10 protein-coding genes are annotated in these 13,492 nt (G+C 44.6%); 6 read left to right on the forward strand and 4 right to left on the reverse strand.

Annotation, left to right across the window (positions count from 1 at the left end):
• Window positions 1–200 precede the first annotated feature (200 nt).
• Both AC59GT_RS05425 and AC59GT_RS05430 read left to right on the forward strand, forming a co-directional pair.
• Window positions 201–2,528, forward strand: coding sequence for a glycoside hydrolase family 31 protein (locus AC59GT_RS05425; RefSeq protein ID WP_497236682.1), 2,328 nt, complete (start codon window positions 201–203; stop codon window positions 2,526–2,528).
• A gap of 156 nt (window positions 2,529–2,684) precedes the next feature.
• Window positions 2,685–3,104, forward strand: coding sequence for a hypothetical protein (locus tag AC59GT_RS05430; RefSeq protein ID WP_497236683.1), 420 nt, complete (start codon window positions 2,685–2,687; stop codon window positions 3,102–3,104).
• A 67-nt stretch (window positions 3,105–3,171) separates the two neighbouring features.
• On the opposite strand, the gene AC59GT_RS05435 is transcribed toward AC59GT_RS05430, so the two are convergent.
• From AC59GT_RS05435 to AC59GT_RS05450, 4 genes are all read right to left on the reverse strand, one after another.
• Window positions 3,172–3,600 carry an SRPBCC family protein gene (locus AC59GT_RS05435; protein WP_497236684.1) on the reverse strand — a complete coding sequence of 143 codons (429 nt, stop codon included), beginning with the start codon at window positions 3,598–3,600 and terminating at the stop codon, window positions 3,172–3,174.
• Window position 3,601: 1 nt separating this feature from the next.
• Window positions 3,602–3,922 (reverse strand): ArsR/SmtB family transcription factor, encoded by a 321-nt coding sequence (locus AC59GT_RS05440; RefSeq protein ID WP_497236685.1) that lies wholly within the window; start codon window positions 3,920–3,922, stop codon window positions 3,602–3,604.
• 107 nt (window positions 3,923–4,029) lie between these two features.
• Window positions 4,030–6,237, reverse strand: coding sequence for a hypothetical protein (locus AC59GT_RS05445; RefSeq protein ID WP_497236686.1), 2,208 nt, complete (start codon window positions 6,235–6,237; stop codon window positions 4,030–4,032).
• A 66-nt stretch (window positions 6,238–6,303) separates the two neighbouring features.
• Window positions 6,304–7,359: a glycoside hydrolase family 130 protein gene (locus AC59GT_RS05450; protein WP_497236687.1), complete on the reverse strand. Its 1,056-nt coding sequence runs from the start codon at window positions 7,357–7,359 to the stop codon at window positions 6,304–6,306.
• Window positions 7,360–7,511: 152 nt separating this feature from the next.
• Between AC59GT_RS05450 and AC59GT_RS05455 the strand changes: the two genes are divergently transcribed.
• The 4 genes from AC59GT_RS05455 to AC59GT_RS05470 all read left to right on the forward strand — a co-directional run bounded on the left by AC59GT_RS05455 (window position 7,512) and on the right by AC59GT_RS05470 (window position 13,440).
• Window positions 7,512–7,817 carry a hypothetical protein gene (locus AC59GT_RS05455; protein ID WP_497236688.1) on the forward strand — a complete coding sequence of 102 codons (306 nt, stop codon included), beginning with the start codon at window positions 7,512–7,514 and terminating at the stop codon, window positions 7,815–7,817.
• Window positions 7,818–8,029: 212 nt separating this feature from the next.
• Window positions 8,030–8,632 carry a TetR/AcrR family transcriptional regulator gene (locus AC59GT_RS05460; RefSeq protein WP_497236689.1) on the forward strand — a complete coding sequence of 201 codons (603 nt, stop codon included), beginning with the start codon at window positions 8,030–8,032 and terminating at the stop codon, window positions 8,630–8,632.
• A 320-nt stretch (window positions 8,633–8,952) separates the two neighbouring features.
• Window positions 8,953–10,086 carry an efflux RND transporter periplasmic adaptor subunit gene (locus AC59GT_RS05465; protein ID WP_117380996.1) on the forward strand — a complete coding sequence of 378 codons (1,134 nt, stop codon included), beginning with the start codon at window positions 8,953–8,955 and terminating at the stop codon, window positions 10,084–10,086.
• Between the two features lie 159 nt (window positions 10,087–10,245).
• A complete protein-coding gene (locus tag AC59GT_RS05470; RefSeq protein ID WP_497236690.1) occupies window positions 10,246–13,440 on the forward strand; it encodes an efflux RND transporter permease subunit in 3,195 nt (1,064 codons plus the stop codon).
• The last annotated feature ends 52 nt before the right edge of the window (window positions 13,441–13,492 follow it).

Consider the following 13,492-nt stretch of genomic DNA (forward strand, 5'->3'; position numbering starts at 1 on the left):
GGGCAAGAAAATGCCGGTAAAAGTTACGGCTAAATACACATAGTTAACATTATTTTTATAAAAATGTACATTTGACACATTAGTCCCACAACGGCGGTTTTTAACTTTAGACGAAATTATAAACAGACTAAATTATGCGTTTACATGCCCGGGGGATAAAGACAGCCTTTATCCTTCTCCTTTGCATTTTTACGGCCGCTATGAGCAAGGCCAAAGTGCTCTCTTACACAAAAACTTCAAAAGGGATAACCTTTAAACTCGACAAAGGGTTAATGCAGCTTAACATCTGCAAAGCCGACATTGTGCAGGTGAAGTATACTATCCTGAACGCCTTTGAAAACAAGGAGTCGCTGGTGGTGAATAACAAATGGGATCAGCCCGGAGCATTTACTAGCACAGATATGGGCAACCAGGTTGTTATTAGTACAAGCAGGCTCAAAATTAAGGTTGATAAAACTACAAATGCCATAACCTATTGCAATGCTGCAGGAAATGTAATAGCCGCCGAAGCCGGTACCAACAAGAGCATGGCCGCTGCAACTATTGCAGGCATTAACACATACAACTGTACCAGCCAGTTTACCTCACCGGCGGATGAGGCATTATTTGGAATGGGTTGCCACCCGCTGGACTCCCTGTCTATAAACTACAAGGGGCGCAACCAGGATATGGCAATAAAATATCTTACAGGTGCTATCCCTGTTATGCTTTCTACTAAGGGGTACGGGCTGATGTGGGATAATTACTCGGCATCGAATTTCTACGGGGCAGAAGCGAATAACACGCAGTATAAATATGTATCGGAAAGCGGTAAAGAGGTAAATTATTACTTTTTTTACGGCCCTTCATTCGACACCATTATCGATCTTTATCGTACGGCAACCGGTCGCGCCCCAATGTTTGGTAAATGGGCGTACGGTTTATTTCAATCTCAGGACAGGTACCTCAGCGAGGCGGAGATACTAACGGTTAAAGATAACTATCGTAAAAACCATATCCCGGTAGATGTACTGGTGCAGGATTGGTACTATTGGGACCCATTGCCAATTGGCTCGCACATAATGAAACCGGAGCGTTATCCACACCCAAAGCAGCTGGTAGATTCTTTACATAAAGCCAATTTGCACGCCATGATCTCCATCTGGCCGGTGTTTGGTAAGGGCACACCTAATTATGATGCGTTGGAAAAGATAGGCGGACTCACCAGCATTACCTGGGACAACGTGGTGACACATACCTTTGATACCTACTACGATGCGCATAATCCAAAAGCACGTGAACTGTACTGGCAGCAGGCACGTGACAGCCTTGTTAAGCGTTATGGCTGGGATGCATGGTGGATTGACCAGTGTGAACCAGATAATGGCGCTTTGCTTGATGAGAGACGTAAAGCAAACTTTTACACGGGCAAAGGCATTGACTACTTTAACACTTACTCATTACAGCATACAAAAGGTGTTTACGAGGGGTGGCGCAGGGATATACCCGGTAAAAGGGCGTTCTTCCTGGTTAGGCAATCGTTTGCCGGAGAACAGCGCAATGCCTCTACACTGTGGTCGTCAGATATTGAGTGTACCTTTGCTAATTTGAAGAACCAGGTGCCGCAGGGTATTAACGCCTGTGCATCGGGCATACCGTATTGGACATCGGACATTGGTGGCTACCATTGGCATTGGACAGCGCCAGATTGGTCAAAACCAGAGTTTCGCGAGTTGTTTACCCGTTGGTTCCAGTTTGGAGCTTTTTCACCTATCTTCCGCATCCATGGCAAAGGCGAGCGCGCTATCTTCTCTAAGAACTGGGACGAAGACACACGTGCTATACTTTTAAAATACGATAAACTGCGCTACCGCTTGCTTCCTTACATTTATTCTCTTGCCGGCAGGGTGAACACGGAGAACTACACCATGATGCGTTCACTGGCATTTGATTTTCAAAAGGATGCAAACGTGTACAGCATACCAGACCAATATATGTTTGGCCCGGCTTTCCTGGTGAACCCGGTAACGTCTCAGCTATATACAGGTACAGGAGCGGCAGGAAAAGCAAAAACGCGTGACGTATACCTGCCTGCTGGAGCCAGCTGGTACAATTTCTGGACAGGAGAGGTGCTTAACGGTGGCAAGAAACTTACCGTTGACGTACCTATGGCAACCATGCCATTGTATGTAAGGGCAGGATCAATAATCCCGATGGGCCCGGTTATGGAATACGCGACGGAGAAGCCTGCAGATAAAATTGAACTGCGTATTTACCCTGGCGCGAACGGCCAGTTTAAGATGTACGAGGACGAGAATGAAAATTACAATTATGAAAAAGGTGCCAGGGCTACCTTTACATTAAACTGGAATGATAAGCTTCGTCAGTTAAGGATATCGGCTACCAACGGCAGTTATTCGGGAATGCTTAAGCAGCATACTTTTAACATAGTAATGGTGAAGGGTGCGCATGGTTCAGACGCCGGGGAAACCCGTACTTACGAAAAAAGTGTAGTGTATAAAGGCAAACCTTTAACGGTGAAATTATAGTTACACTGTAAGAAATTATTGCCGTACTTAAAACTAAGAAGCGCCTGGACTTTGTTCGGGCGCTTTGTGTTTAATTTATTATAAGTTTATTGATGTGGTTTTTTGGCACAGTATTTATACCTATAGTTAATAAATATTCACCAAAACACATCTATTATGAAAAAGATAATTGTAGCAGCAGTATTCGCATTAGCATTTGCAACTGCAGCCGAAGCCCAAACAAGACGTGATACATCTGTTAAACCAAGACAACGTACGCGTACAACTACTCCAACCACGCCTACGTCTCCAACAAGCCCTACAATGCCAAGTACGCCGGTGCCAACTACACCAACATCGCCAACAATACCGAATAGCCCGACAAATCCTACTAACCCGAGCTATCCAACAACACCTACTAATCCAACAACACCAACCAGGCCGATGACACCAACATCGCCAACAAGTCCTACTAGTCCGACGTTGCCTACAAGTCCAACTTCACCAACTAGCCCGACTACACCTACAACACCAATGAGTCCGACTACTCCGAGCAGCCCTACAGCGCCGTCAACTCCGCCAACAAGGCCGTTCTAATTAGCCGACTAATTAAATATAAAAAGGCCCGCGCTTAATGCGCGGGCCTTTTTTGTTTCTAATCAAGTTAAACTTCTTCTACAAATTTCTTCAGGCTTGTTCCTAAAATGTATGTCCAACCTTCAGTAAAGCTTGAAATTGCAAAGTCAGGGCTGTCTGGCATAGTTTCTAAACCTGTATGCGTAATGCGCACCAGCGTGCTATCGCCCTCCGCAAACAACTCAAAGCTCACCTCGCTATTACCGGGATAATTTTCATATGCCCAGGTATAACTCAGCTTCTTCTCGAACTCAACTGCTGTAACCCTGCACTTGTGTAAATACTTTTCGCCCTTGTGGCCCTGGCCCACAAACTCAAACTCAAAACCAACACGGGCCTCAAAGTTTTCCAGTTGAAAGTACCACTTCTTCATTTTTTCATTATCGGTAAGTGCCTGCCATACCTTGCTTATCGGTGCAGCTAAGGTGCGTTCTACAATTAACGGTTGTGTTTCCATGTTATAGGTTATTGGTTTGTTCTTCGTTAAGAAAGTTCTCAAGAGCGTCAAGTTTGCTGTTCCAAAAGCTACGATACTGCCCGGCCCAGTCAGCCACCTGCTTCAATTTTTTTAGATTGGCTTTACAATAGCGTTCACGGCCTTGCTGCTGAATGGTGATAAGCCCGCATTCGGTCAGTATTCGGATATGCTTAGATACAGCAGGCCTGCTGATATCAAAATTTTCTGCTACAGCATTCAGGTTAAGTTGCTGGTTTGCAAGCATATTTATAATCTCGCGCCGGGTAGGGTCGGCAATTGCCTGGAAAACATCTCTTCTCATATCGTAACCGAATGGTTTCAAATTTAATGAAACCATTCGGTTACGCAAAGGATTAAAAAAAATCCTGCTCTTGTTGATGCAGAGCAGGTTAATTGATAACGCAATTACTACCAGGAGATCTTTAAGGATGTATTCCCCGGTATTTGGTACTCTATGTTGCCGTCTTTAGTTGGTTTACCTTCAAACGCGTGGTTCTTACCTTTGATGGTGACACTTAACTTAGGGAGCTTCTTTTCGCCTTTGATGATCATCAATCTGCAGGTAAGCCGCTCATCACCAAGAACCGTAAATGAAACAGGGTTCTTTTTAACAGGCGAGAAACCGGAAGTAGGATAGTCTACACAGATCATAAAATCTTCATCCTTCACTCTTATGTAATGCCTTGGTAATATGCCGAAAGCATTACCTGCACCATAAACCTCCTGGCCCACCTGCCCGCATTTCTCCCATCCATCCTGCATATCCTCCAGCGCTATCCATAGGTGAGGCGCCAGTTCGCCTATTTTGGGCTTGTCTGCAAGCACCTCTTTGGGCAACATTGGCGGATAATAATACACCGCCCGCGATACCAGGTAGCGAATGTATTCTGCAAGTAGGAGTCTTATAGAAGGTAATAGTTCTTCCACGTCTTCGGCGTGCCGGAGAAAATCATGTAAAGCGCAGAAAACCTCCTGTTCTTCGTAAACCGCAGTGTATGGCGCATTTTGTAACGGGAACATGGCAAAGAACGATGAAAAGAACTTGCCGTTGCCGTAACTGCAATCCCATAGCTGTACGTTGCGTAATACATTGGCAATGCACAAGTAACTGAGGTCGAGGTATGTTTTGTCCTTTGTTATTTTATATAAGCGAAGCAGGGCACCGGCACCAAAAGAGGTATTGTTGGCCTGGTAGAACAGTTCGAAACCAAGACCCTGGAGTTTTTTAACGGCAGTTTCGGCCTCTTTTAAGTAATTTTTATCTTTAGTTAGTTCATAAGCCTGCAACATCACATGGCAATAAAGCCCCGGTACATCTTTTTCGCCGCCCTTGCCGGGTTCGGTTTCAGGTTTTAATACTTCCAGCGTGTCCATCTTGTAAAACACCGGCCACTGGTATTTAAAATGGTGAGCAACCTTAATAGCATAATCTATTGAACCCATAAACAGGCGTTCGGCTTCCTTGTCACCCGTCAGCGCTAGCCGCGAAAGGTTTAAAAGCGGGTGATGTAGGTACCACGAATCCATCACCAAAGGCTTTTTCTGCTCTTCTTCACCTTCCAGCTGATCTACGTTGGCAGGCAGCCACCTCATTATGGTTTTAAGCTTATCGTCATAAAAAGCAGGCAAGCCGTCTTTGATTACCTTTATTGCATCCAGTGTTTTACCGCTCCACTCTACGTAATCCATTAACGGCAACAACACGGCAAGCTGAACCATTATTTCGGGCGGAGTGGTGTAGTCGCTTACGTAAGCGTTAAAGTAGTGGTGACCGTCAGCCTGCGACCAACATCCCGGGCTGTGCAGCAGATCGCGTAAGCCAAAGTCCAGTATTTCCGGCCAGTTATGGTATTCTGTACCCGGCTTTGGTAATTGCAGATACACCAATGCAAGTGTGTCCAAAAACAAGCGTACCATAGCAGGCTCGTCATCGGGTACATCAGGATTAAATGCTATAAACGCGTCGGATAATATAACCTCTTTGCCCTTGGCAAGCTGCTTATCAGTACTGGGGGGTAACGCAAAACCCAGTTCGGGCCAGTTGCCGCCAACAACGTTGCCTGCAGATGTTTCAGTTTGCTGGCAGTAATCTGCCAGCGCTGTAAGATTTTGTAGGTAAAGTACCGAACCTGCCTTTGGCTTCGTCATGCTAAAGAACACCATGCCGGAACGGGTACCTTCCTGGCTCATGTGTATTTTTCCAGCTGTGTTTTCAGGCTTGCCGTCTTTACCGGGAATAACAATGTCCCTTGGCCAGTAGGGGATAAGCAAATCGGTTTTTGGTGTAAGTTTGGTTTGATAGTGTAAGACCCCACCGGTTGCCAGGGTAGGGAAGGACACCGTTACTTTATAACTGCCTATCAGCGAGTTTAAGTGATAAGTAATAGTACTGCCATCAACTTTGCTGTCCCGTAGTTCAATTCCACCATCAGGTGCATAGGCCATGCGGAAAGCGATCTTGCCGCCTTTAGGCCAGGTAGCAATACACCATAGCGAGTCGGTAGAGCAATAAATGCTAAATTCTGTTTCCCCGTAAGCCTTAGTATCTATAAAAGTTAAATTGGTATCGGAAAAGATATTGCTGGCCACGGTAGCCCATGGAGAAATTCCTTTCATAATAATTGTGATTTATTCTTGTTTCAGATAGCTAACCACACATGCTATAAAATTGTTTGATTTTTGCTATACACCCAAAGCGGTGAATATTTCCTTTATGGAAAGATGTGCTCCGCAAACATGCTCGTCTGCTGCGCCATAGTACATGGTAATGGTATCGCCATCATCTTCCACAATATGGCCATTGGTAAATACCACATGGCCGAAAAATCCGGTAAGTTCGTACGGCTCCGAAGGGATCATAATCGGGTCCTGTGTACGGGCAATTACCTTTGATGGATCATTAAGGTCAAGCAGGAAAGCACCAAGGCAGTATTGGTGTTCAAAGTTTGCACCATGGTAGATTTCCAGCCAGCCTTTTTCCGTTTTTATAGGCGAACATCCGCCGCCTACCCGCGCACGGTCCCACATACCTTCGCGAGTTTTTACAATACATTTATGATTTCCCCAATGTACACCATCAGGAGATTCGGCCAGCCATATGTAGTTACCACCTATATCTACACTGCTTGGGCGGTGTAAGGCGTAATACTTACCATTTATCTTTTCTTCGAATATTGCTACGTCTTTGTTATGGGGTGGCAGTATCATGCCGTGGCTTTCAAACGCTTTCCAGTCGGTGGTGGTCCGCATCCCTACACCAACACCACTGTCGCTAACGGCTGTAAAGGTCAGGTAAAACTTTCCTTCAATAGTGGTTACACGGCAATCCTCTATTCCAAAGGTTTGTAGTGGCCCGAATCCGTACAGGTATTTATAACCCTCCGGCTCGTGAAAGTTTACGCCATCGTCGCTACATAACAAGCGCAAGTGCGATAAAGTAGTCAGGTAATCTACACCTTTATAACGTACCACCCGTACATCAGTAGCAATAAGGTCGGCATCGTTCAAGGCGATCTCCATAATTTTAGTTTCGCCGGTGTCTGTTAATATAGGGAAGGATACATGCACCTCTGTTTGCTCTGGCCGTTCAGCAACCCGTACCAGTAACCATGTTTTACCTTCATATCTAAACACGCCCGGGTTTAGCAAACAGGCAATATGTAAGCCTTGCTGGCTGGGTTTCAGGTGCGAAGGCGATAACAGAGGGTTTTGCGGGAAGCGCTTGGCAATGTCGGGCATAATGGTAACGGTATAATATGATAAACTAACAGGCAAAAAACGAATGAGTTTTATAAATTTGTTGATCTGATTAGTTAACCTGAAGCCTTTTTTATGCACGTAGCGGCGTTTTTGACGCTCAGCTTATGTTGTTGATCATTTAAGATTTAGTTATGTTGTATGTTCTTGTATTTGCCGCGGTATTACTGTTTGTACTGCATGTGGTTTTTTTACTGATCTCTTTTAAAGGCGGTGCACTGCTCACCCGCAGGTACTTCTATTCGCATCTTACACTGTGGCTCACTGGCGGCTGTGTGTTTTTGCTGGCCTTTTTATACAGCGGCCATGGTATTTCGGGGTTCCTGGACTACTTTAACACTGCTACCAAATTAGGGATGATATTACTTTTTACGTTTGCCTTATCGCTGGTAGCACACCTTATTGTAAGCAGAATTGTGCTGCCGCTCATGCGTAAATAACATTTACCGGAGTTTTAAAGCCAGGTTCTATCATGATTTTAGCTTGTAAAAGCTATGCTTTCCAGTAGTTACAGCTGGAATGTAGCTTGTGAAGTCACAATAAGCAATTAATAATCAATTTATTACTGTTAATGACAAATTAATGATACGCTCGTTGATTTATCACTGTACATTTGCTTAACGCTGTTAAATAAGTTATCGGCGTTTTAGCAATGGGAAGTAAAGACAGGATATTACGTTTAAAAGAAGAGACCAGGTGTAACATCCTGACTGCTGCTTTACGTATTGTGAAGGAGGAAGGTTGGCAGGCACTCAGCATGCGTAAGATTGCTGATCTGATTGAATATACCGCACCTATTATTTACGAGTACTTTGCTAGTAAAGAAGCTATACTGTTAGAACTAACCCGAATGGGTTATCTGAAACTGGCTCGTGAATTACAGGAGGCTAAAGATAAGCACACCTCTCCGGCTAAACAGCTGGAAGATATGTGGCTTGCCTATTGGAACTATGCTTTCGCTAATAAAGAGTTGTACCAGGTAATGTTTGGCATTACAACTACCTGTAGTTGCGAAATGGTGAACAAGCTTGAAGAAGCCTCTTTACCGTGGGATTTGATAAGCAGTTCTATAGGTGAACTGATGAAGATTGATGATCTCGACTCCGACATCATCTGTACTAAATATTACACCTTTTGGTCGGTGGTACATGGGTTGGTTTCTATTAACCTGCTGAACCGCGACTCCGGTGACGATATAAACAAACAAGTACTTCGCGATGCGATAACCGGAATTATCCGGTCTATCACTCCGTAAGTTTTTTTATCAAATTATTAACGCAGTTAGATTATTTAACAGTGTTAATCAAAATTTGATAATAAAAGTGATTAATATTTGAATGTATTACAAAATGAAGACTATTACCTTATTAATGTCAACAAATCTAACACTGTTAAATACTTTAACGATGTTGTAACATTTAAATACAGTAAATGTCATTAGCCGGGTTATTCAGCGCCGATAAATGACACTGTAATAAATGCAACACTACTGAAATGAAAACAACCGACTCTATATATATAAACAGCCTTCGGGCAGCACTAGACCCTATTAGCTCACCATCAAAACTACTCATCATGAAAAGTATCTTAATTGCAATTATAGCGATAGCTTTATTTAGCTGTTCGCCAAAGCCAGAAACGGCGCAGGCCCCGCCTCCGCCATCATTACCGGTTACCAGCATTACAGCCGGTACCCAAACTACTTACCAGGAGTACCCTGCATCTATCGAAGGAACTGTTAACGTAGAAGTTCGCCCACAGGTAAGCGGCACATTAGACCGCGTATTTGTTGACGAAGGTGCATTTGTACACGCCGGGCAATCATTATTTAAGATAAACGAACAGCCATACCGCGCTGCTTTAAACAACGCATTAGCAAGCCTGCACGCGGCAGAAGCTGCAGCTGTTAATGCACAGCTTGAGGTTGATAAACTTACCCCGCTTGTTGCTAATAAAGTAGTGTCCGACTATCAGCTTAAAACCGCTAAAGCTGCTTACCAGGTAGCAAAGGCAAACATTGAATCTGCAAGAGCAAATGTATCTACCGCGCAGATTAACTTAGGGTATACCTTAATAAAAGCACCTGTAAGCGGTTACATTGGTCGTCTTATTAAAAAGCAGGGCAGTCTTGTTGCTCCTCAGGATGTTGAGGCATTAACCCAATTGTCTGACGTTCACGATGTGCACGTTTATTTCTCGCTGGGAGAGAAGGACTTTGTAAACTTTAAAGACCAATATCCGGGCGAAACTATAGCAGCTAAACTTAAGCGCCTGCCTCCTGTAACACTGCTGTTGTCTGACAATAGCGAGTACGCTAAAGAAGGCCGGATTGATGTTGTTGACGGTCAGTTTGATAAAACTACTGGTGCAATAACTGTTCGCGCAAGTTTTGCTAATCCGCAGGGTTTACTTCGCAGTGGCAACACCGGCAAAGTTAGGTTAGGCCTTCAGCACACCAATGCACTAATAGTACCTGAGTCGGCTACTGTGGAAATGCAGGACAAAGTATTTGTTTGGGCAGTTGCAGATAGCAATAAGGTGAAGAAATTACCTATCACTATTGAAGGCAAAAGCGGCAACAACTATTTGGTTAAAGACGGCATAAAAGTAGGTGACCGGATAGTACTTAGCGGCATTGACAAACTGCAGGAAGGTGCTGTTATCAAACCGGAGCCGGTAGCAGCTGAAAAAGCCATTGCAAGTAACTAAGCTTGGATAAAAGTTAACAGTACACACTCGCAACTTTGATCTACAACAGAAATCTTTAAAAAGGGAATCAAGGATCAGGATAAGGAGGGGAGATAACGAGGTATAAGCTCTCGTCCTCGTTCTTACATCTTAATTCTTGGCTCTACAATATCAAAAATCATGTTTAAGAAATTCATAGAAAGGCCGGTACTATCAACCGTTATCTCTATCCTGTTGGTGATAGTAGGTATACTCGGCCTAACCAAGTTGCCCCTGGAGCGTTTTCCAAACATCGCCCCTCCGGCTGTGTTAGTTACCGCTGTATACCCGGGCGCTAATGCCGAAACGATATTACGTTCGGTAACACCTTCTCTTGAAGAAGCTATTAACGGTGTAGAGAACATGACCTACATGACTTCTACGGCAAGTAACGACGGCTCGCTGGCCATTACGGTGTACTTTAAACAAGGTACCAACCCGGATCAGGCCGCTGTAAACGTGCAAAACCGTGTATCACAAGCAACAAGCCAGTTACCTGCCGAAGTTGTACAGTATGGTATTACCACCACCAAACAGCAAAATAGCTTTATTGGTGCATTAGCTATCTATACTGATGATCCTAAAAAATATGATGCAACGTTTGTTGCCAACTACGCGCAGATCAACATCGTTCCGGAGATCAAACGTATCCCGGGCGTTGGTTCGGCACAGGTATTTGGCGGCGTTAAGGATTACAGCATGCGTGTTTGGCTTAGCCCGGCGCAGATGGCTGCATACAAAATCACTCCCGCAGAAGTAATGGCCGCTATACAGGACAAAAACCTGGAAGCAGCTCCGGGCCGTTTTGGCGAACGCAGCGATCAATCGTTTGAATACATTATTAAATATAAAGGTAAACTTACCAAGCCTGAGGAATACCAGAACATTGCTATACGTGCTAACGCAGACGGAAGCGTGCTGCACCTAAAGGATGTTGCTCGTGTTGAATTAGGCGCTTATTCATATAATAGCTATAGCAACCTTAACGGGCACGACGGTGTAATTATCGGTATCATACAGCTATCAGGTTCAAACGCCAACGAAATCCAGATACAAATTGATAAGCTGATGGAAAAAGCTTCAAAGAGCTTTCCTGCCGGCATCAAATACAATCAGTTCTATCGCACAAAAACGGATCTTGACGAATCTATAAACCAGGTTGAACACACACTTGTAGAAGCCTTTATCCTGGTGTTTATAGTAGTGTTCATCTTCTTGCAGGATTTCCGTTCCACGCTTATTCCTGCCATTGCGGTTCCGGTGGCAATTGTGGGTACGTTCTTTTTCATGAACCTTTTTGGGTTCTCCGTTAACTTGTTAACGTTGTTTGCACTCGTACTCGCTATTGGTATTGTGGTGGATGACGCCATTGTGGTGGTCGAGGCCGTACACGCCAAAATGGAACATGATCCCAGCCTGAGCCCTAAAACTGCTACAACAGAGGCTATGCACGAGATTACAGGCGCTATCATATCTATTACCTTAGTTATGGCGGCGGTGTTCTTGCCTGTAAGCTTCATGACCGGCTCTACAGGTATATTCTACAGGCAGTTCGCATTAACTATGGCCATAGCCATCATTATTTCGGCTGTTAATGCTTTAACCTTAAGCCCTGCACTTGCAGCTTTATTCTTGAAGAACAAGCACACCGCTGACGGACACGATGCACCTAAGAAAGGCTTCGCAGACAAGTTCTACGCTGGCTTTAACGGGAGCTTTAACTACATGACCAACAAGTATGTAGATGGTATAAAGCTGCTTATCCGCAATAAGTGGGTGAGTATGGCAGGCCTGGCGCTGGTAATTGTTGCTACCGTATTTATGGTTAACAAAACCAAAACAGGCTTTATACCTACAGAAGACCAAGGTTTTGTGGCTATTGCAGTGTCAACACCATCAGGTACTTCGTTAAGCGGTACAAACAAGATATTTAAACAGGCAGAAGATCAGCTGAAAACGTTGCCTTCAGCACGATTTGTTACCGCCCTTTCCGGCTTTAACTTTCTAACACAATCAAGCAGCCCGTCTGCAGGTGTTATATTCCTTTTGTTAAAACCTACTGATGAAAGGGGAGATGTTAAAAATATCGACGAGATACAGAATATTGTTAGAGGAAAGTTAGGCGCTGTACCCGGCGGTACGTTCTTCGTGTTCAGTTTTCCAACTGTTCCGGGCTTTAGCAACGTGGAAGCACTTGATGTGGTACTGCAGGATAAAACAAACGGAAAGCTGGATAAATTCAGCGGTATCACCAATAACTTTATTGCAAAGTTAATGCAGAAACCTGCTGTAGCCTACGCTTTCACGTCGTACAAAGCAGACTATCCGCAACTGGAATTGCAGATTGATGATGAAAAGGCAAGTCAGCTGGGTGTTAACGTGAAGGACATCCTCTCTACCATGCAGGCTTACTTTGGTACGGCACAAGCATCAGACTTTAACCGCTTTGGTAAATACTACCGCGTAGTGGTTCAGGCTGACGTTGCCGACCGCACCGACCCTACAACAATCGACCGTGTTTTTGTTAAAAATAATGCAGGCGAAAGCGTGCCGATCAACACACTGGTTAAACTGACCCGTGTATATGGTTCCGAAACCGCCTCACGTTATAACCTGTTTAACTCTATCGAAGTAAATGCTATTCCTAAACCAGGGTACAGCTCTGGTGATGCTATCAAGGCAATTGAGGAAACTGCTAAGGAACAATTACCTGACGGGTTTACTTACGAATTTTCCGGCCAAACCCGCGAAGAGATATCATCAGGCGGGCAATCAGCTGTAGTGTTCTTGTTGTGTTTGGTATTTGTGTACTTCTTACTATCTGCACAATACGAAAGCTACATCCTGCCACTGGCGGTTATCCTGTCTATCCCTACAGGTATATTCGGTGTGTTTGCTGTACTGGGCTTAACCGGTATCGAGAATAACATATACGTACAGGTAGCGCTTATCATGCTTATCGGGTTGCTGGCGAAGAACGCCATCCTTATTGTGGAGTTTGCCGTTCAGAAAAGGCGCTCAGGTTTAAGCCTGGTGAATGCAGCAATTGAAGCGGCCCGGTTAAGGCTTCGCCCTATTATCATGACATCGCTTGCATTCGTGTTCGGGTTATTTCCAATGAGTATTGCAACTGGCCCGTCTGCACAGGGTAACCACTCTATTAGTATAGGTGCTGCGGGCGGCATGGTGTCCGGGGTACTGTTGGGCTTGTTCATCATCCCGGTTCTGTTTGTAATATTCCAGCACTTGCAGGAGAAGATCAGCGGTGTCCCGTTTGACAGGCACCGCGACGAGCATGGCGTGAAACAACAGCAATTAGAAGGAGAATTAGCTTAAGACTCTGATTCCGGCTCGCCCCTGCAAAGGGGAGGGCCGGGACCAAGGGATT

It is taken from the genome of Mucilaginibacter sp. 320_HR, from assembly GCF_059691875.1.

Bases quoted from the DNA above. Each gene is read 5' to 3' on its own strand.
- AC59GT_RS05425 (WP_497236682.1), top strand. From the start codon at position 201: ATGAGCAAGGCCAAAGTGCTCTCTTACACAAAAACTTCAAAAGGGATA.
- AC59GT_RS05430 (WP_497236683.1), top strand. From the start codon at position 2,685: ATGAAAAAGATAATTGTAGCAGCAGTATTCGCATTAGCATTTGCAACT.
- AC59GT_RS05435 (WP_497236684.1), bottom strand. From the start codon at position 3,600: ATGGAAACACAACCGTTAATTGTAGAACGCACCTTAGCTGCACCGATA.
- AC59GT_RS05440 (WP_497236685.1), bottom strand. From the start codon at position 3,922: ATGAGAAGAGATGTTTTCCAGGCAATTGCCGACCCTACCCGGCGCGAG.
- AC59GT_RS05445 (WP_497236686.1), bottom strand. From the start codon at position 6,237: ATGAAAGGAATTTCTCCATGGGCTACCGTGGCCAGCAATATCTTTTCC.
- AC59GT_RS05450 (WP_497236687.1), bottom strand. From the start codon at position 7,359: ATGCCCGACATTGCCAAGCGCTTCCCGCAAAACCCTCTGTTATCGCCT.
- AC59GT_RS05455 (WP_497236688.1), top strand. From the start codon at position 7,512: ATGTTGTATGTTCTTGTATTTGCCGCGGTATTACTGTTTGTACTGCAT.
- AC59GT_RS05460 (WP_497236689.1), top strand. From the start codon at position 8,030: ATGGGAAGTAAAGACAGGATATTACGTTTAAAAGAAGAGACCAGGTGT.
- AC59GT_RS05465 (WP_117380996.1), top strand. From the start codon at position 8,953: ATGAAAAGTATCTTAATTGCAATTATAGCGATAGCTTTATTTAGCTGT.
- AC59GT_RS05470 (WP_497236690.1), top strand. From the start codon at position 10,246: ATGTTTAAGAAATTCATAGAAAGGCCGGTACTATCAACCGTTATCTCT.